The organism is Kosakonia beeri, assembly GCF_054165705.1.
Genome location: NZ_CM135106.1, coordinates 1,627,047 through 1,645,278, shown reverse-complemented (window position 1 = coordinate 1,645,278; position 18,232 = coordinate 1,627,047). Strand labels below are relative to the sequence as shown.

General features: G+C 53.7%; 16 protein-coding genes. 11 read left to right on the top strand and 5 right to left on the bottom strand.

Annotated elements, in window-relative coordinates:
• Position 1: 1 nt before the first annotated feature.
• Positions 2 to 940, bottom strand: coding sequence for a 1-phosphofructokinase (gene fruK / locus ACUY4S_RS07890; protein ID WP_061493985.1), 939 nt, complete (start codon positions 938 to 940; stop codon positions 2 to 4).
• Positions 941 to 2,071 (bottom strand): fused PTS fructose transporter subunit IIA/HPr protein, encoded by a 1,131-nt coding sequence (fruB, locus tag ACUY4S_RS07885; protein WP_312687933.1) that lies wholly within the window; start codon positions 2,069 to 2,071, stop codon positions 941 to 943.
• 368 nt (positions 2,072 to 2,439) lie between these two features.
• On the opposite strand from fruB, the gene setB reads away from it, so the two are divergent.
• Entirely contained in the window at positions 2,440 to 3,621 is a 1,182-nt protein-coding gene (gene setB, locus ACUY4S_RS07880) for a sugar efflux transporter SetB (protein WP_458022682.1), read from the top strand.
• On the opposite strand, the gene ACUY4S_RS07875 is transcribed toward setB, so the two are convergent.
• Positions 3,618 to 3,872 carry a YkgJ family cysteine cluster protein gene (locus tag ACUY4S_RS07875; RefSeq protein ID WP_458022683.1) on the bottom strand — a complete coding sequence of 85 codons (255 nt, stop codon included), beginning with the start codon at positions 3,870 to 3,872 and terminating at the stop codon, positions 3,618 to 3,620. The genes setB and ACUY4S_RS07875 overlap by 4 nt on opposite strands.
• A 164-nt stretch (positions 3,873 to 4,036) precedes the next feature.
• Here ACUY4S_RS07875 and yeiP point away from each other — a divergent pair, with 164 nt between their 5' ends.
• A complete protein-coding gene (yeiP, locus tag ACUY4S_RS07870; protein ID WP_312687939.1) occupies positions 4,037 to 4,609 on the top strand; it encodes an elongation factor P-like protein YeiP in 573 nt (190 codons plus the stop codon).
• A gap of 72 nt (positions 4,610 to 4,681) precedes the next feature.
• Here yeiP and uxuA read toward each other — a convergent pair whose 3' ends face one another.
• Positions 4,682 to 5,872 (bottom strand): mannonate dehydratase, encoded by a 1,191-nt coding sequence (gene uxuA / locus ACUY4S_RS07865; protein ID WP_458022684.1) that lies wholly within the window; start codon positions 5,870 to 5,872, stop codon positions 4,682 to 4,684.
• Between the two features lie 204 nt (positions 5,873 to 6,076).
• Between uxuA and ACUY4S_RS07860 the strand changes: the two genes are divergently transcribed.
• The 9 genes from ACUY4S_RS07860 to yejF all read left to right on the top strand — a co-directional run bounded on the left by ACUY4S_RS07860 (position 6,077) and on the right by yejF (position 17,719).
• Positions 6,077 to 7,543: a mannitol dehydrogenase family protein gene (locus ACUY4S_RS07860; protein WP_458022685.1), complete on the top strand. Its 1,467-nt coding sequence runs from the start codon at positions 6,077 to 6,079 to the stop codon at positions 7,541 to 7,543.
• 117 nt (positions 7,544 to 7,660) lie between these two features.
• Positions 7,661 to 8,638 (top strand): CobW family GTP-binding protein, encoded by a 978-nt coding sequence (locus ACUY4S_RS07855; RefSeq protein ID WP_458022686.1) that lies wholly within the window; start codon positions 7,661 to 7,663, stop codon positions 8,636 to 8,638.
• 43 nt (positions 8,639 to 8,681) lie between these two features.
• Positions 8,682 to 9,383, top strand: coding sequence for a phosphatase PAP2 family protein (locus ACUY4S_RS07850; protein ID WP_458022687.1), 702 nt, complete (start codon positions 8,682 to 8,684; stop codon positions 9,381 to 9,383).
• A gap of 424 nt (positions 9,384 to 9,807) precedes the next feature.
• Positions 9,808 to 10,374, top strand: a complete 567-nt coding sequence (gene mepS / locus ACUY4S_RS07845) for a bifunctional murein DD-endopeptidase/murein LD-carboxypeptidase (protein ID WP_312687951.1) — start codon at positions 9,808 to 9,810, stop codon at positions 10,372 to 10,374.
• A 157-nt stretch (positions 10,375 to 10,531) separates the two neighbouring features.
• A complete protein-coding gene (pdeN, locus tag ACUY4S_RS07840) occupies positions 10,532 to 12,091 on the top strand; it encodes a cyclic di-3',5'-guanosine monophosphate phosphodiesterase PdeN (RefSeq protein WP_458022688.1) in 1,560 nt (519 codons plus the stop codon).
• A 93-nt stretch (positions 12,092 to 12,184) separates the two neighbouring features.
• Positions 12,185 to 13,993 carry an extracellular solute-binding protein gene (locus ACUY4S_RS07835; RefSeq protein ID WP_312687955.1) on the top strand — a complete coding sequence of 603 codons (1,809 nt, stop codon included), beginning with the start codon at positions 12,185 to 12,187 and terminating at the stop codon, positions 13,991 to 13,993.
• 9 nt (positions 13,994 to 14,002) lie between these two features.
• Positions 14,003 to 15,103, top strand: a complete 1,101-nt coding sequence (locus ACUY4S_RS07830; protein WP_458022689.1) for a microcin C ABC transporter permease YejB — start codon at positions 14,003 to 14,005, stop codon at positions 15,101 to 15,103.
• Complete coding sequence (locus ACUY4S_RS07825) at positions 15,103 to 16,128, top strand: ABC transporter permease (protein ID WP_312687959.1); 1,026 nt, start codon at positions 15,103 to 15,105, stop codon at positions 16,126 to 16,128. Before ACUY4S_RS07830 ends, ACUY4S_RS07825 begins: the two co-directional genes overlap by 1 nt.
• A 1-nt stretch (position 16,129) precedes the next feature.
• Positions 16,130 to 17,719, top strand: a complete 1,590-nt coding sequence (yejF, locus tag ACUY4S_RS07820) for a microcin C ABC transporter ATP-binding protein YejF (RefSeq protein ID WP_458022690.1) — start codon at positions 16,130 to 16,132, stop codon at positions 17,717 to 17,719.
• Positions 17,720 to 17,722: 3 nt separating this feature from the next.
• Here yejF and ACUY4S_RS07815 read toward each other — a convergent pair whose 3' ends face one another.
• Positions 17,723 to 18,067 (bottom strand): YejG family protein, encoded by a 345-nt coding sequence (locus ACUY4S_RS07815; RefSeq protein WP_312687965.1) that lies wholly within the window; start codon positions 18,065 to 18,067, stop codon positions 17,723 to 17,725.
• Between the last annotated feature and the right edge of the window lie 165 nt (positions 18,068 to 18,232).

Sequence of the window (18,232 nt, the reverse complement as noted above, 5' to 3'; positions counted from 1 at the left end):
GTTAGTTAAAGGGTTTTAAGTCAACTCGCGCCATCATCGCGGCTAACTGGGTACGGTCGGTAATACCTACGTTACTCTGACTGACCGCCAATGCAGCAACAGCGGTGGCCAGGCGTAATGTATGTTCACTGGACTCACGCATCAGCAGGCCATAAATCAGCCCACCAACCATTGAATCCCCTGCGCCAACGGTGCTTACCACTTCCATTGACGGCGGTTTGGCGATCCATTCACCCGAAGCGTTAACCCACAGTGCCCCTTCTGCGCCCAGCGAGATCACCACATGGGCAATCCCTTGTTCGCGAAGGCCGTGAGCAGCTTCAATAACGTCCTTCAATTCAGGCAACTTACGACCCGCCCAGATTTCCAGCTCGCGGCGGTTCGGTTTAACCAGCCACGGCGCGGCTTTCAGGCCGGCGACCAGCGCTTCGCGGCTGCTGTCGAAAATAATGCACGGGCACTGACTGCGCAGGCGCGTCATCCAGTCGGTAAAGGCTTCCGGGCTGACACCAGACGGCAAACTGCCGCTGACGCAGACCATATCGAACTGACCCAGCCAGGTGAGGGAGTCGGCAACAAAACGCTCCCAGTCGGTCGGCGTGACTTCAAAACCAGAGAAGTTGAGGTCAGTGACTTCACCGTCTTTTTCGGTCAGTTTCACGTTGATGCGGGTACGCCCCTGCACCACCTGAAAACGGTTGGCAATGCCCAGTTCACTGAACAGCTGCTGGAATCCGTCCTGGTTGTCTTTCCCCAGGAAACCGCCCACGGTCACGTCGATGCCAAGGTCTTTCAGTACTTTGGCAACGTTGATGCCCTTACCCGCAGCGTGTAAACCGGTAGTACGCACCAGATTCACTTCACCACGTTCAATTTCCGGGGTGTACCCCACCAAATCATAGGCAGGATTGAGGGTAATAGTTGCGACACGTCTGCTCATTTATGCACCCTCTCCCAGACCTGCGGCGATGGCTTCGCCAATCGCCTTCAGCGCCTGTTCAGCATCGTCACCCTGGGCGGTAAAACGCAGACGATGGCCTTTCTTCACGCCGAGCGCTACGACCTTCATCAGACTGCGGCCGTTAGCGGGTTTGCCGGTACCATCAAGGTTAGCAACGGTGATCTCGCTGTTGAATTGTTTGATGGTGTTCACCAGCATGGTACCCGGACGGGCATGCAAACCATGTTCGTTACGCACCACGAATTCTGCGTTCAGCACATCTTCTGCGATCGCATCATCGCTGGTCAGCAGTGCCAGCAGCGTTGCTGCATCGGCATTCAGCAAACGATCAGCTTTGTTGGCTAACAGCAGGTCACTCAGGCGTTTCAGAACCGCAACAGGTTGCTCATCCGCCATCGCGACGCTGACCAGCAGCGCAGCTTGCTCGCCTTCTACGGTGAAGGGTGTGGCCGCGCGACTTACTGCTACCGCGCTCAGCAGGTTGCCTTCAGCGCTGTCATTCAGCCAGATTCCCTGGCCCAGATTTAACGGTTGCTCATTGATGGCACGAGTGACATACGCTGCGTCTACCGCACCCGCTTCTTTCAGACGCGCAGCATTCAACGCTTGCAGCGTTACCAGATCGGTCGCGGCAACATCGAGGCTCAGTGTGTCGTTATCCAGCTTCAACGAGGCGCTCTGTTTTTCACCCATTAGCAACGCACGCAGCTCTTCTGCGGTGGTTGCAGACTGCAACTGCGCTGCGACGGCATCATCGCTCAGCACATGCGTCAACTGACGCAGCAGGCCAAGGTGTTCATCAGAACTGGCTGCGATACCGATCGCGACATACGCGACCTGGCCTTCACTCCACAGGATGCCCTGAGGGAACTGGAAAACTTTAACGCCCGTTTTCAGCACCTGGTCGCGCGTGTCGGTAGTGCCATGAGGAATGGCAATGCCATTTCCGAGGAAGGTGGAGGTCTGCTGCTCGCGCGCCAGCATGCCATTGACGTAACCGTCGGCAACATTGCCTGCTGCAACCAGTGCAGCGGCAATCTGGCGAATGGCCTCTTCTTTATTCCCGGCCTGCTGGCCCGGATGGATGTCCTGAACGGATAACTGGAACATATGACTCCTCTCCTGCTGAAATTGAATCGTTTCAGCTAAAATGAGAAATAAGACGTCATCGTTTGGGTTCATTAATTACACGATGACGCTGAAACGTTTCATGAAATCTTCACCTTTTTACTTCAGCAAGCAAGAAATCTCTGAATTTTCGTTGCAGAATTTAGAGCTACTGCACATTTCGCCTGCGCATGCGTCTTTTTTGCTGAAGTTGCTTTTGGCGTCAGCGGGCCCCTGTCAGCACGCGTCAGCTTTCATCGGCATTGGCCGCGATGGAATTTTGTTTTTTTGTGGCAGATTGCCCCGGCCAGGCTGTGCTTTTGAAACACAGCGGCGTACACTCCGCGTCTGCCCACTGGATCTTTTCAAAAATGCAAAACTCCCCCGCTGCCGCCAGGCCAGGCGCTTTTGACGTTACGTCGACGGCGTTTTTGATTGTCGCGTTTCTGACCGGCATTGCCGGCGCATTACAAACCCCGACGCTAAGCCTGTTTTTAACCAACGAAGTACATGTCCGCCCGGCAATGGTCGGTTTCTTTTTTACCGGTAGCGCGGTGATTGGTATTCTGGTGAGCCAGTTTCTCGCCGGGCGTTCCGATCGCAAAGGCGATCGGAAGTCATTGATAGTGTTCTGCTGTTTACTTGGCGTACTGGCCTGTGTGCTGTTTGCCTGGGATCGTAACTACTTTATTTTGCTGTTTGTGGGCGTCTTTTTGAGCAGCTTCGGCTCTACCGCTAACCCGCAGTTGTTTGCGCTGGCGCGGGAACATGCAGACAGTACCGGGCGGGAAGCGGTGATGTTCAGCTCCATTTTGCGTGCGCAGGTTTCGCTGGCGTGGGTGGTCGGCCCGCCGCTGGCTTACGCGCTGGCAATGGGTTTTGGGTTTACGGTGATGTATTTGTGCGCGAGCGTGGCGTTTATCGCCTGTGCGGCAATGGTCTGGCTGTTCTTACCCAGTATGCGCAAAGTGCCGCAGGCCCGTTCAGCGGTACTGGAAGCGCCGCGCGCACATCGCCGTGACGCCCTGCTGCTGTTTGTCATCTGCACCCTGATGTGGGGCACCAACAGCCTGTATATCATTAACATGCCCTTGTTTATTATTGATGAGCTGCACCTGCCGGAAAAACTGGCCGGGATGATGATGGGTGCTGCTGCCGGGCTGGAAATTCCTACCATGTTGATTGCTGGCTACTATGCAAAACGTTTTGGTAAGCGTTTTCTGATGCGCGTCAGCGCCGTGGCGGGCGTCTTTTTCTATACAGGGATGCTAACGGTGCATACCCCGGCGATCCTGCTTGCTTTACAGTTGCTGAACGCCATCTACATCGGCATTCTCGCCGGTATCGGCATGCTCTATTTTCAGGATCTCATGCCAGGCCAGGCCGGTTCTGCCACAACGCTTTATACGAATACCACGCGCGTGGGCTGGATTATCGCGGGTTCCCTGGCGGGCGTGGTGGCAGAAATATGGAGTTATCACGCGGTGTTCTGGATTGCGCTGGCCATGTCACTGCTTGCACAACTGTGCCTTGGGCGAATGAAAGACGTTTAGGGTGCCGTCTGGCGTTCGAGTTCCAGCAGCCAGATCATCGCTTCATGACGATTATCGCCGCACATTTCGCGGCCTGGCTGCAGGCCCGCACATACTTTCGGGCGCAGTGGAGAGGCGAAAATTTTGCAGCGCTGCTGAGCATCAAGTTGCACGCAGGGGGTATTCGCCGGTTTACCGTTCGGCATGCCGGGGATGGGGCTACTGATGGACGGTGCGGTACAGCACGCGCCGCATTCCGGACGGCATTGCATAGTGGCTCTCTTGCTGGTTTACGCGCCGGACTGGCGCGAACAGCCGCACGCTATCATCTTTTACTGCATGAATGCAAAACTCGCCGATTCCTCTTGCCTGGAATGGCCCTCGCGAGTACTTTGTCGCGATATTTTTATTATTTTCTTCTCACAGGACCCTTGCAATGCCAAGAGCGAACGAAATCAAAAAAGGTATGGTGCTGAACTACAACGGCAAGCTGCTGATTGTAAAAGATATTGATATTCAGTCACCCAGCGCCCGCGGCGCAGCAACGCTGTATAAAATGCGGTTTTCTGATGTCCGCACCGGGCTGAAAGTGGAAGAGCGCTTTAAAGGCGACGACATCCTCGATACTGTTACCCTGAACCGTCGTTTTGTTGACTTCTCGTATGTTGATGGCAACGAATACGTGTTTATGGATAAAGAAGATTACACGCCGTATACCTTCAATAAAGATCAGATTGAAGAAGAGCTGCAATTCATTCCTGAAGGCGGTATGCCGGATATGCAGGTACTGCTGTGGGATGGTCAGTTGCTGGCGCTGGAATTGCCGCAGACCGTTGATCTGGAAATTGTTGAAACCGCGCCTGGCATCAAAGGGGCGTCTGCCAGTTCCCGTACCAAACCTGCAACACTGACCACCGGTCTGGTTGTTCAGGTTCCGGAATATCTGACGACGGGTGAAAAGATCCGTATTCATATCGAAGAGCGCCGCTATATGGGCCGCGCTGACTGATAAACGTCGTGCAAAGACAAAAAAGCCACTTCACTGAAATGGCTTTTTATTTGTTTCCCGTATCAGGCTTGTTTACAGCAGATCGCGGAACAACGTTTTCTTCAGCGCCAGCTCAACACCACGCACTTCCGCCATCCCTTTCAGACGCCCGATCGCTGAATAACCCGGGTTGGTTTTCTTGCGCAGATCGTCAAGCATCTGATGACCATGATCCGGGCGGAACGGAATAGGACGGAGATCGCCCGCTTTTTTCCGGCGCTGTTCTTCGGTCAGGATCGCCGCCACCACCGACACCATATCCACATCGCCGTGTAAATGCGCAGCTTCATGGAAGGTTTTCGGGTTCGCTTCACGGCAAGTTGAGCGCAGGTGCGTAAAATGAATGCGATCGCCGAAGGTTTCAATCATCTGCACCAAATCGTTATCTGCGCGCACGCCGTAAGAACCGGTACACATGGTAAAGCCGTTGTTAATGCTGTTTACCGCCTCTTTCAGCCACTGCATATCTTCAATTGTCGACACAATGCGCGGCAGACCGAGGATCGGGCGCGGCGGATCGTCCGGATGCACCGCCATACGAACCCCCACGTCCTGCGCCACCGGAACAATGGCACGCAGGAAATACGCCATATTTTCGCGCAACTGCGCTTTATCAATGCCGTCATATTCTGCCAGACGGGCGTGGAACTGCTCCAGCGTATAGCCCTCTTCTGCTCCCGGCAGACCCGCAATGATATTGCGCGTCAGCTTTTCGATGTCGGCATCGCTCATCGCGTTGAAGTAAGCCTGCGCCTGGCGCTGCTCTTCTTCGCTGTAATCCGCTTCCGCACCTTTACGCTTCAGAATATGGATTTCGAAGGCTGCAAAGGCGATTTGATCGAAACGCAACGCTTTGGAGCCGTCCGGTAAGGTGTATTCCAGATCGGTGCGCGTCCAGTCAAGAATAGGCATAAAGTTGTAGCACACGGTATCAATACCGCATGCAGCCAGGTTGCGGATACTTTGCTGGTAGTTGGCGATCCACAGGTCATATTGCCCGCTGTGGGTTTTAATATCTTCATGTACCGGAATACTTTCTACCACCGACCAGACCAGGCCTTTTTCGGCCAACAACGCCTGACGCGCTTTAATCTCGTCTACCGGCCAGACCTGACCATTCGGAATATGGTGCAGCGCGGTGACAACCCCCGTCGCGCCTGCCTGACGCACATCATCAAGAGATACCGGATCGTTCGGTCCATACCAACGCCAGGTTTGTTCCATCGCCTTACCCTCTAAAGTTGTTATACCAATACATGCAACTGAATGACGACTACCATACATGTTTAAATCAGAGGGTCAAACCCTCCGGCAACAATGATTGATCCAGCTCACATTCCCCGGATAATTACGGCATACCAATTCTTTTTGCTGTCATATAACTTTACACTGGATAATGTTAATTATTGGTTAATCAGGTGTATATAGATGAAGACAATCGCCTCCGTAACGCTCCCCGCCATTGTGCAGCAGCCGCAGTACGCGCGTTCGCAACTGCGTTCAAGGATCGTGCATTTTGGTTTTGGCGCGTTTCACCGCGCCCATCAGGCGCTGTTGACCGACCGGGTATTGAATGCGCAGGGCGGCGACTGGGGAATTTGTGAAATCAGCCTGTTTAGCGGCGATGTGTTAATGACGCAGCTTCGCGCACAGGATCATCTCTATACCGTGCTGGAAAAAGGCGCTGAGGGAAATCAGCCGATTATTATTGGCGCTGTGCACGAGTGCCTGAACGCGAAGCTCGATTCGCTGGCAGCCATTATTGAAAAATTCTGCGAACCGCAGGTGGCGATCGTCTCATTGACGATCACCGAGAAAGGTTATTGCATTGATCCAGCGAGCGGTAAACTGGATCTACGCCAGCCGCGCATTGAGCACGATCTGCAGCATCCGCATGAACCGCACTCTGCCCCGGGGATCCTGGTCGAAGCGCTCCATCGCCGCCGTGAACGCGGTCTGCCGCCTTTTACTGTCCTCTCCTGCGATAACATTCCGGACAACGGTCACGTCGTGAAAAATGCTGTGCTGGGCATGGCGCAAACGCGCTCCCCCGAACTGGCAGAGTGGATCGCCACCCATGTGAGCTTCCCTGCAACCATGGTTGACCGCATTGTCCCGGCGGCTACCGAGGAGTCGCTGGCAGAGATCAGCCAGCTGTTGGGCGTTGAGGATCCCTGCGCCATCAGCTGTGAGCCCTTTATTCAGTGGGTCATTGAAGATAATTTTGTTGCCGGGCGCCCGGAATGGGAAGCTGCGGGCGTGCAACTGGTGCAGGATGTACAGCCCTGGGAGCAGATGAAATTACGCATGTTGAATGGTAGCCATTCTTTCCTCGCGTATCTGGGTTATCTCGCCGGTTTTGCCCATATCAATGATTGTATGCAGGACAGTGCATTTCGCGAGGCGGCGCGCAGGCTGATGCTCAATGAACAAGCACCTACGCTGCGTATTACCGGTGTCGATCTTAATGCCTACGCCGACAGTCTACTCACGCGCTTCGCCAACCCTGCGCTCAAACACCGCACCTGGCAAATTGCCATGGACGGTAGCCAGAAGCTGCCGCAGAGAATGCTGGATGGCGTGCGCGTACATTTACAGCGGGAAAGCGACTGGCCGCTCCTGGCGTTGGGCATTGCTGGCTGGATGCGTTACGTCAGCGGCGTGGATGATGCAGGCAACACTATCGATATTCGCGATCCGTTGATGGATAAAATCCGCGCAATTGTTGATACCAGTGATGACGCTGAACGCGTGACAGCCCTGCTGACCTTGCAGGAAATCTTCGGTAATGATTTGCCGCTGAACCCGGTCTTTGTCGACACTGTCAGCCACGCCTGGCATAACATTGCCACTCTTGGCGCACACGGTGCAGTGAAAGCCGTACTCGATCGTTAACATTTTCTGCTATTACCGCGGGCGATACGTGCTTTCCTTCGCCCGCGCCCTTCTCTTTTCTCCTTTTTTTCGCCAGGATCGTTGCCATTCCTCATTTTGTTGACGCCTGGAGTTTCAGTGACCAAGACCAACCTCATTACCGGCTTTCTCGGAAGCGGCAAGACGACCTCGATATTGCACTTACTGGCACATAAAGATCCGCAGGAAAAATGGGCCGTGCTGGTAAACGAGTTTGGTGAAGTTGGCATTGATGGCGCGCTAATGGCAGACAGCGGCGCACTGTTGAAAGAGATCCCCGGCGGCTGCATGTGCTGCGTCAATGGCTTGCCCATGCAGGTCGGGCTGAATACGCTGCTGCGTCAGGGAAAACCCGATCGCCTGTTGATTGAGCCGACCGGCCTTGGCCATCCTAAACAGATCCTCGATATGCTAAACGCAGCGGTGTACGAACCCTGGATCGACTTGCGCGCGACGTTATGCCTGCTCGATCCGCGCCAGCTGCTGGATGAGAAAGCGGTTAATAACGACAACTTCCGTGACCAACTGGCGGCGGCGGACATTATTATCGCCAATAAACAGGACCGCGCCACACCAGAAAGTCAGGACGCCCTGGAGACGTGGTGGCGCGAATTCGGCGGCGATCGTTTCCTCGTCAACGCCACGCAAGGCACTATTGACGGCGCACTGCTTGATCAGCCACGTCGCAATCTGCGTGAACTGCCCGCCAGCGCAGAACATCAACATGCGCATGCCAGTAATAAAGGGCTGGCGGCCCTGAATTTGCCAGCACATCAGCGCTGGCGGCGTAATCTGAACAGCGGCCAGGGGCACCACGCCTGCGGCTGGATTTTTGATGCCGACACGGTTTTCGATACCGTTGGTCTGCTCGAGTGGGCGCGTCTGGCGCCCGTAGAGCGGGTTAAAGGGGTGATGCGCATTCCCGAGGGCCTGTTGCGGGTCAATCGCCAGGGGCAGGATTTTCATATCGAAACGCAAAATGTTGCCCCGCCAGACAGCCGGATTGAACTGATTACCGCGTCGGAAGCGGACTGGAACGCGTTGCAGTCCACCCTGTTGAAGCTTCGTTTAAGTTAATGGCACTACCGTTGCGCCTGTGTTAATTGAAAATGCCTTAAAGATGAAAACTCGTTTACCGTTAATTTTGTTGCTGAACGCTGCTGGTCTGGCGTTATTTTTAAGCTGGTACTTACCCGTCAACCACGGTTTCTGGTTCCCGCTGGACTCTGCCATCTTCCATTTTTTCAACCAGGGTCTGGTCGAGAATCGCGCTTACCTGTGGCTGGTGGCGCTGACCAATAACCGCGCCTTCGATGCCTGCTCGCTGGTTGCCATGGGCTGCCTGATGCTTTCGTTCTGGTTACCAGCGGATCGCGATGGCCGCCGTCGTGTGTTGATGATTGGCCTGACGATGCTGTTGATTGCGGTAGTGCTGAACCAACTGGCTCAGTTGCTGATGCCGGTGCAACGCACCAGCCCGTCGTTGTTCTTCAAAAATATCTACCGGGTCAGCGATCTGCTTAACTTCCCAACCAAAGATGCGTCCAAAGACAGCTTTCCGGGTGATCACGGTATGATGCTGCTGATTTTTGCCGCAATAATGCTACGTTATTTCGGCAAACGCCCCTTTGCGATAGCGCTGGTTATTGTTGTGGTTTTTGCTTTCCCGCGGGTGATGATTGGGGCGCACTGGTTCACTGATATTGCCGTAGGCTCATTGTCGGCGGTACTCATCGGCTTGCCGTGGTTCCTGCTGACACCACTTAGCGATAAAATTATTCTACTGTTTGATCGTTATTTGCCCGGAAATAACAAAATTTAAACAAGTGCCCAACAATTATTTTCGCTATTCATTAGGGATCGTTTTAGATCCCTAATTAAAATTCCCGGCGATTGCCTAATTTTGTCATTTTCCTGTCATCGCAATCCGCCTATAAAAGAGCAATTTGCACGCTATTTAAACTAAATTGTCCATTTTGTGACCAATTCTGAATATTCACTTTCTGTATCATAATTTCTTATAAAAAAAGGGGGAAAAGCGCTCGCAATGCCGGGAGGGTTAGGGTAATCTCGCTTTCGTCTTGTCGCAAAGAGTGCTTTTATTCTCATTGTGCGTAAATTTGTGCGTTGTTCCACAGATCCGACCATGAGTGTTTGTCTCGTTGCTTATAGATAATTACTCTCGCTGCGTTGGCAGTATTTATAACGATATTTATCGTTAAGGACTTCAAGGGAAAATAAGCAACATGGTCAAATCTCAGCCGATTTTGAGATATATCGCGCGGGCGATACCCGCGATAGCGGTAGCGGTACTGCTGTCAGCATGCTCATCAACAAATACCGCAAAGAACATGCATTCTGAGACGCTTGGTGTGGCTGAAGACACTTCTTCACTGCAAACCTCTCAGGATGAATTTGAAAATATGGTCCGTAACCTGGATGTTAAATCCCGTATTATGGATCAATATGCCGACTGGAAAGGCGTTCGCTATCGTCTCGGCGGCGACACCAAAAAAGGCATCGACTGTTCCGGTTTTGTGCAACGCACGTTCCGTGAACAGTTCGGTTTAGAACTGCCACGTTCCACCTGGGAACAGCAGGAAACCGGTAAGTCGATTTCGCGCACCAGTCTGCGCACTGGCGATCTGGTTCTCTTCAGAGCAGGTTCGACCGGGCGACATGTCGGCATCTATATTGGTAATAACCAGTTTGTTCATGCTTCCACCAGCAGCGGTGTGATGATTTCCAGCATGGATGAGCCGTACTGGAAGAAGCGCTACAACGAAGCGCGACGTATCCTGACCCGCAGCTAATAACTTAACGCCGGTTTTCCCTTGGCTGGCGCTTAAGAAAGAAGAACACTGCCCCGGCAGTGTTTTTTTATGCTCGCTATCCTCAAACCGCTTTTCGGGCTATAGTCCAGAAATTCACATCGTTCACTGCAGAACGCGGATAATTGGGTCCAACATCATGTTCACCCGCTACTTTCTCACCCTGAACCGAAAAATAGCGCTGATTAGCATCCTCATCGGCCTGTTTTCCGCTGTCTCGGTGGGTGGATTCCAGTTTTGGTTAGAGCAACAAAAACGGCTGACCCGCTATGAAACGTTGCTTAATGGCATTCAAAACTGGTTTACCAACTATCTCGGCGATATCCGCACCACGGCAGAGCTATTGCAGCCGCTAACCCTGAATGCGTGCCATGATGTTGCCAGTGAACTGACATCGCGGGCCGCCTTCACCCTGAACGTCCGCGCCTTTCTTTTGGTCAAGGATCAGAACGCTGTCTGCTCGTCAGCAACCGGGGTGATGAATGTCCCCTTGAAACAACTGGTGCCGGATATCGACGTCAATAAAGCCACCGATATGGTGATCCTGCCCGGAACGCCAATGATGCCGGATAAACCGGCCATGGCGTTGTGGTTTCGTAGTCCTCTGTTTGACGATCGCGGTGTCTTTGTCTCGCTGAATATCAATCTTTCACCTTACATGCTGTACAGCTCTGAACAGCCGGATCTCACCGGGATCGCCATCGGCGTTAACGGTCGGGCAATATCGACCTTCACTGCAGGGCTCATTAATTTAGCCAGCTTTGATCAGGTGCCATTCAGCACCGAACAGATCGACGGCACGCCGCTGACCATTTATCTGTATGCAGAAAAATGGCGGCGGGAAGACGTGCAATTTGCGCTACTGCTGGGAGCAACGGCAGGAATGCTAATTGGGCTTCTGGCAGCTTACATCTTATCGACGCGCCTGCGCCCGGGCCGGGAGATACTTACCGCTATCAAGCGCGAACAGTTCTATGTGGTCTACCAGCCGGTTGTTGACGCAAAAACCCTCAAAGTCAGCGGCGTCGAAGTACTGATGCGCTGGAAACACCCCACCGCGGGCGAAATCCCGCCTGATGCTTTTATCCATTTCGCCGAAGCGCAACAGCTGATTATTCCGCTGACGTTACACCTGTTTGCGCTGATCGCCCGTGATGCCCCGGTGCTACAAACGTTGCTACCTGCCGGCGCGAAAATCGGCATTAATATTGCGCCCGGCCATTTGCATGCCGAGAGTTTTACCGACGACATTCATCAATTTTCGCAATCGCTGCCCCCACACCATTTCAGCATTGTGCTGGAAATCACCGAACGCGATATGTTGCGTTACACCGAGGTGACAAAACGGTTTGAGTGGCTCCGCAATGAGGGTTATGAGATAGCGATTGACGACTTCGGCACCGGTCACAGCGCGCTGATTTATCTTGAACGTTTTACCCTCGACTACCTGAAAATAGATCGCGGCTTTGTCAATGCTATCGGCATGGAAACCATCACGTCGCCAGTGCTGGACGCCGTACTGACCCTGGCGAAACGGCTGAATATGCTGACCGTCGCCGAAGGTGTTGAAACACCAGAACAAGCGAGATGGCTGCGTGAACACGGTGTGCATTTTATGCAAGGTTACTATTTTAGCCGCCCGATGACGCTACACCAGTTTGTGGACTGGCAGGCGCCGCCATTTGAGGCTCTGCTCTAGCCGCGAATTATTTCACATCAGGCCGGGCCTCCCTTATTATTTAGCGATAAGAAGTTAGTGCGCCCTGCGCGCTACAGGTCATAGGAACACACAATGAAGTTTGTGCGCATTGCAGCGTTATTGTTGGCCTTTGTCAGTCTGGTCAGTCAGGCGCAAACCATCAAAGAAAGTTATTCTTTCGCCGTGATTGGCGAACCCAAATATGCCATTAACTTTTCCCATTTTGATTATGTGAATCCCGCGGCGCCCAAGGGCGGCAATGTCACACTCTCTGTCATTGGCACCTTTGATAACTTTAACCGTTTTGCTTTACGCGGTAATGCCGCCGTGCGTACCGAATCGCTTTACGATGCTCTCTTTACCACCTCCGACGATGAACCCGGTAGCTACTACCCGCTTATCGCCGAGATGGCGCGCTATGCCGATGATTATTCATGGATGGAGATCAGCATTAACCCACGGGCGCGCTTTCATGACGGCTCCCCTGTTCGCGCCAGCGACGTGGCGTTCACTTTTCAGAAATTTATGACAGAAGGCGTGCCGCAATTCCGCCTGATTTATAAAGGCTCCACGGTGAAGGCCATCTCACCGTTAACGGTGCGCATTGTGCTGGCGAAACCGGGCAAAGAGGACATGCTCAGCTTGCTGACCCTGCCGATCATGCCGGAGTCTTTCTGGAAAGATCACAAGCTTAGCGAACCGCTGAGCCGCCCGCCGCTGAGTAGCGGCCCTTACCGTATCAGCAGTTGGCGCATGGGCCAGTATATTGCTTATACCCGTGTACGGGATTACTGGGCAGCGGACTTGCCAGTCAACCGCGGCCGCTGGAATTTCGATAATATTCGTTATGACTACTATCTTGACGATAACGTCGCGTTTGAAGCCTTTAAAGCAGGCGCCTTTGACTTACGTAGCGAAGGTGATGCGAAAAACTGGGCCACACGCTATATCGGCACTAACTTCAGCCGCGGTTATATTGTCAAAGATGAACAACCCAATACTTCCGCGCAAAATACGCGCTGGCTGGCGTTCAATATCACCCGCCCGGTGTTCAGCGATCGCCACGTGCGTGAAGCCATTTCGCTGGCCTTTGATTTTGAATGGATGAACAAAGCATTGTTCTACGGGGCATACAGCCGGGCGAACAGCTATTTCCAGAACACAGAATACGCTGCACGTCACTACCCTGATGCCGATGAACTAACGCTGCTGGCACCGTTAAAAGCGCAGATCCCGCCGGAAGTGTTCACCTCTATTTACTCCCCGGCAAAATCGAACGGCGATGGTTATGACCGTGAAAACCTGCTCAAAGCCGATGCGCTGTTAAAACAGGCGGGCTGGGTGCTGAAAAACCAACAGCGCGTGGAAGCGAAAACCGGTAAACCTTTACGCTTTGAATTGCTGCTACCCTCCGGCGGTAACACGCAGTGGGTACTGCCATTTCAGCACAATCTCTCGCGCCTCGGTATCACTATGGACATCCGCCAGGTGGATAACTCACAAGCCACCAACCGCATGCGTAGCCGCGACTACGATATGATGCCGCGCCAGTGGCTTGCGCAGCCGTGGCCGAGTGGCGATTTGCAAATCGCATGGAGTTCACAGTATATCGACTCCTCGTACAACGCGCCGGGCGTGAAAAACCCGGCTGTGGACGATCTGATTGCGCAGATTAACCGCTGGCAGGGGAATAAGGAAAAGCTGCTGCCGCTGGGACGCGCGCTGGATCGTGTACTGACCTGGAACTATTACATGCTGCCCATGTGGTACATGTCAGCGGATCGCATCGCCTACTGGGATAAGTTCTCCATGCCTGGCATTCGCCCTGTCTACTCACTCGGTTTTGATACCTGGTGGTATGACGTAAACAAAGCAGCGAAATTACCCGCTGCCAGACGTTAAGGAGAAGCGATGGGCGCGTATCTCGTTCGCCGTTTATTACTGATTATTCCCACGATTTGGGCAATTATCACCATTAACTTCTTTATTGTGCAGATAGCCCCCGGTGGCCCGGTGGACCAGGCGATTGCCGCCATTGAATTCGGTAATCAGGGATCACTGCCAGGCAGCGGCGGAGGTGGAATGGGCGCAACGCATGCCCGCACCGGCGTAGGTGATGTCCTGAGTAATGACAGCCATTATCGCGGCGGGCGCGGCCTCGATCCGCAAGTCATTGCCGAGATTAAGCAGCGTTATGGTTTCGATAAACCGCTGCATGAGCGTTACTTCAAAATGCTCTGGGATTACCTGCGCTTCGACTTTGGCGACAGCCTGTTTCGTAGCGCGTCGGTGCTGCAACTGATTAAAGAAAGTATGCCCGTCTCCATCACACTGGGCTTGTGGGGCACGCTGATCATCTATCTGGTGTCGATCCCGCTTGGCATCCGCAAAGCGGTGCACAACGGTAGCCGTTTTGATATCTGGAGCAGTGCGCTGATTATTGTCGGTTACGCGATCCCGGCGTTTTTGTTCGCCATCATGCTGATTGTCTTTTTCGCAGGGGGCAGTTATTACGATCTTTTCCCCCTGCGCGGGCTGACCTCAAGCAATTTCGACGCATTACCCTGGTATAAACAGGCACTTGATTATCTGTGGCATATTACGCTGCCGGTGCTGGCGACGGTAATTGGCGGTTTCGCTGCCCTGACGATGCTGACCAAAAACTCCTTTCTGGATGAGATCCGTAAGCAGTATGTGGTCACCGCGCGGGCAAAGGGCGTCAGCGAACGCAATATCATGCGCAAGCATGTGTTCCGCAATGCCATGTTGCTGGTGATCGCTGGTTTTCCTGCCACCTTTATCAGCATGTTTTTTACCGGATCGCTGCTGATTGAGGTGATTTTCTCGCTCAACGGCCTCGGTTTACTGGGCTACGAAGCGACGGTGTCGCGCGATTATCCGGTGATGTTCGGCACACTTTATATTTTCACACTGATTGGATTGCTGCTGAACATCCTCAGCGACATCAGCTATACGCTGGTGGATCCGCGTATCGATTTCGAGGGACGCTGATGTTTCAATTAAGCTACGTCAATCAGGCGCGCTGGCTACGTTTTCGCCACAACCGCCGTGGATACTGGTCGCTGTGGATCTTTTTAGTGATTTTTATTCTCAGTCTGTGTGCGGAACTGGTCGCTAACGATAAGCCGTTGCTGGTGCGCTATGAGGGCCGCTGGTATGCCCCGATTGTCAAAGATTACAGCGAAAGTGACTACGGCGGCCCCTTTGCGACACCCGCCGATTATCAGGATCCGTGGTTACGTAAGCAGCTCGACGAGCGAGGCTGGGTTCTGTGGGCACCGGTGCGCTTTGGCGCACGCAGCATCAACTATGCTACCACCGAGCCCTTCCCGTCCCCACCCTCGGCAAAAAACTGGCTGGGCACCGACGCGAATGGCGGAGATGTGCTGGCGCGTATTCTCTACGGCACGCGAATCTCTTTGCTGTTCGGCCTGATGCTCACGTTTTGCTCAAGCGTGATTGGTGTGCTTGCAGGCGCGATCCAGGGGTATTACGGCGGTAAAATCGATCTCTGGGGGCAACGCTTTATTGAAGTGTGGTCCGGCATGCCAACGCTGTTTTTGATTATTTTGCTCTCCAGCGTGATTCAGCCGGGTTTCTGGTGGCTGTTAGGCATCACCGTGCTGTTTGGCTGGATGGCACTGGTTAGCGTGGTGCGCGCCGAGTTTCTGCGCACTCGCAACTTTGACTACATCCGCGCGGCACAGGCGTTAGGCGTCAGCGATCGTGGCATAATGCTCCGTCATATGCTGCCAAATGCGATGGTTGCTACGTTAACGTTGCTGCCCTTTATTCTGTGTAGTTCTGTCGCGACGCTCACCTCGCTCGACTTTTTGGGCTTTGGTCTGCCGTTGGGGTCGCCCTCGCTCGGTGAGTTACTCCTGCAAGGCAAAAACAACTTACAGGCTCCCTGGCTGGGGATTGCCGCTTTTATTTCCACCGCCCTGCTGCTTTCGTTGCTGATTTTCATTGGCGAAGCGGTGCGCGACGCGTTTGATCCCAATAAGGCGGTGTAAGATGGCCTCTCCTCTGCTGAGTATTGACTCCCTGACCATTGCTTTTCGCCAGCAAAACCAATCCCATACTGTTGTCAGGAATTTATCGCTAGCGATTGAAGCGGGAGAAACGCTGGCGCTGGTGGGTGAATCCGGCTCCGGTAAAAGCGTCAGCGCGCTGTCTGTTCTGCGGCTGTTGCCCTCCCCGCCGGTTGAATACCCGTCCGGAGATATTTTGTTTCATGGCGAGTCGCTGCTGCATGCCAGCGAACGCATCATGCGGGGTATACGCGGCAACAAAATCGCAATGATCTTCCAGGAGCCGATGGTTTCACTTAACCCGCTGCATACACTGGAGAAGCAACTGTATGAAGTGTTATCGCTGCATCGCGGCATGCGACGGGAAGCGGCACGCGCAGAGATCCTCGACTGCCTCGATCGCGTCGGCATCCGCAATGCCCGCAGCCGGTTGGGTGATTTTCCGCATCAGCTTTCCGGCGGCGAACGCCAGCGTGTGATGATCGCCATGGCACTGCTGACACGCCCGGAGCTGCTCATTGCCGATGAACCGACCACCGCACTGGATGTCAGCGTCCAGGCGCAGATCCTGGCGCTGCTGCGCGAATTGCGTGATGAACTGAACATGGGCCTGCTATTCATCACCCATGATTTGAGCATCGTGCGTAAACTGGCCGATAACGTGGCGGTGATGCAAAACGGGCAATGTGTGGAGCAAAACAACGCGCCCGCCCTGTTCAGCGCCCCGACCCATCCTTATACCCAGCGCCTGCTGAACAGTGAACCTGCGGGGGATCCCGTTGCGTTGCCGCCAGGCACGCCACCGCTGTTGCAGGTGAACAATCTCGGTGTCAGCTTCCCCATTCGTAAAGGGGTTTTTCGCCGCGTGGTTGATCACAATCAGGTAGTTAAGAATATCAGTTTTAGTCTGCGCCCAGGCGAGACAGTCGGACTGGTGGGTGAGTCCGGCTCCGGTAAAAGCACAACAGGCCTTGCACTCTTGCGGCTGGTGGCGTCACGCGGGACGATACTCTTTGATGGTCACCCGTTGCATCAGTGGGGCCGTAAGCAGATGCTGCCCGTCCGCCCCCGTATTCAGGTCGTTTTTCAGGATCCTAACTCTGCGCTGAATCCGCGTTTAAATGTGCTGCAAATTATAGAAGAGGGATTACGTGTTCATCAGCCAGAGCTGACGCGCACCGCCCGCGAGCAGCGAGTGATCGAGGTTATGCAGGAAGTTGGGCTGGATCCGCAAACCCGGCGGCGTTTTCCCGGTGAGTTCTCAGGCGGCCAGCGCCAGCGTATTGCCATTGCCCGTGCGCTGATCCTGAAACCGGAGTTGATTATTCTGGATGAGCCGACGTCATCGCTGGACCGCACCGTGCAGGCGCAGATCCTGGCCTTGCTTAAATCATTACAGGAGACGCACCGACTGGCGTATATCTTTATCAGTCACGATCTGCATGTTGTGCGCGCGTTGTGCCATCAGGTGATCGTGCTGAAGGAAGGCGAAGTAGTAGAACAAGGCGAGTGCTGGCGTGTCTTCAACGACCCGCAGCAGGAATATACACGCCAGCTTCTCTCGTTAAGCTGACGTTCAGAAAGGGTTCTGCCCGGAAAAGGGTTCCGCAATGGCAACGCCAAAGTTTTTCAGGCGACAGGTTGCGGCAAATTCATCCTGGCAATTGACGAACAGACACGGCTCGCCTTCGCACTCCAGCACCGAGCAATCTACTTCAATGTCACTTAATGCCTGGCTGAGTTTATGCATGACCGGCCAGGCACTGTCACCGTCCGGGCTCAGCAGTTTCAACGCCACAAGCGTGTCATCAGCCGACTGGCCATTTTGCGGAATCGGTTCAACTTTTGCGCCTGCAAAACCATCGAGCCAGCGATAGCACTGGGGTAAACGGTGGATGATAGAGAGCTGTAATGTATTCACTTTCTTTCCCCGGAAGCACTTTACTTCACAAATATTTTACATTTATATTAACACACTATTGACAAATCGTCCTGTCAGGCACGCAGAAAAGGTCACATCCCGCGCAGCGTGTGGTTTTGCCGCTCTTTTGTCAGGTTATTTTTGGGTAAGCGGCGGGTCGGTTTT

Coding starts and splice junctions, on each gene's coding strand:
- uxuA (WP_458022684.1), bottom strand. CDS start 5,872: ATGGAACAAACCTGGCGTTGGTATGGACCGAACGATCCGGTATCTCTT.
- mepS (WP_312687951.1), top strand. CDS start 9,808: ATGGTCAAATCTCAGCCGATTTTGAGATATATCGCGCGGGCGATACCC.
- yeiP (WP_312687939.1), top strand. CDS start 4,037: ATGCCAAGAGCGAACGAAATCAAAAAAGGTATGGTGCTGAACTACAAC.
- ACUY4S_RS07875 (WP_458022683.1), bottom strand. CDS start 3,872: ATGCAATGCCGTCCGGAATGCGGCGCGTGCTGTACCGCACCGTCCATC.
- ACUY4S_RS07850 (WP_458022687.1), top strand. CDS start 8,682: ATGAAAACTCGTTTACCGTTAATTTTGTTGCTGAACGCTGCTGGTCTG.
- setB (WP_458022682.1), top strand. CDS start 2,440: ATGCAAAACTCCCCCGCTGCCGCCAGGCCAGGCGCTTTTGACGTTACG.
- ACUY4S_RS07825 (WP_312687959.1), top strand. CDS start 15,103: ATGTTTCAATTAAGCTACGTCAATCAGGCGCGCTGGCTACGTTTTCGC.
- ACUY4S_RS07835 (WP_312687955.1), top strand. CDS start 12,185: ATGAAGTTTGTGCGCATTGCAGCGTTATTGTTGGCCTTTGTCAGTCTG.
- ACUY4S_RS07860 (WP_458022685.1), top strand. CDS start 6,077: ATGAAGACAATCGCCTCCGTAACGCTCCCCGCCATTGTGCAGCAGCCG.
- fruB (WP_312687933.1), bottom strand. CDS start 2,071: ATGTTCCAGTTATCCGTTCAGGACATCCATCCGGGCCAGCAGGCCGGG.
- ACUY4S_RS07830 (WP_458022689.1), top strand. CDS start 14,003: ATGGGCGCGTATCTCGTTCGCCGTTTATTACTGATTATTCCCACGATT.
- yejF (WP_458022690.1), top strand. CDS start 16,130: ATGGCCTCTCCTCTGCTGAGTATTGACTCCCTGACCATTGCTTTTCGC.
- fruK (WP_061493985.1), bottom strand. CDS start 940: ATGAGCAGACGTGTCGCAACTATTACCCTCAATCCTGCCTATGATTTG.
- pdeN (WP_458022688.1), top strand. CDS start 10,532: ATGTTCACCCGCTACTTTCTCACCCTGAACCGAAAAATAGCGCTGATT.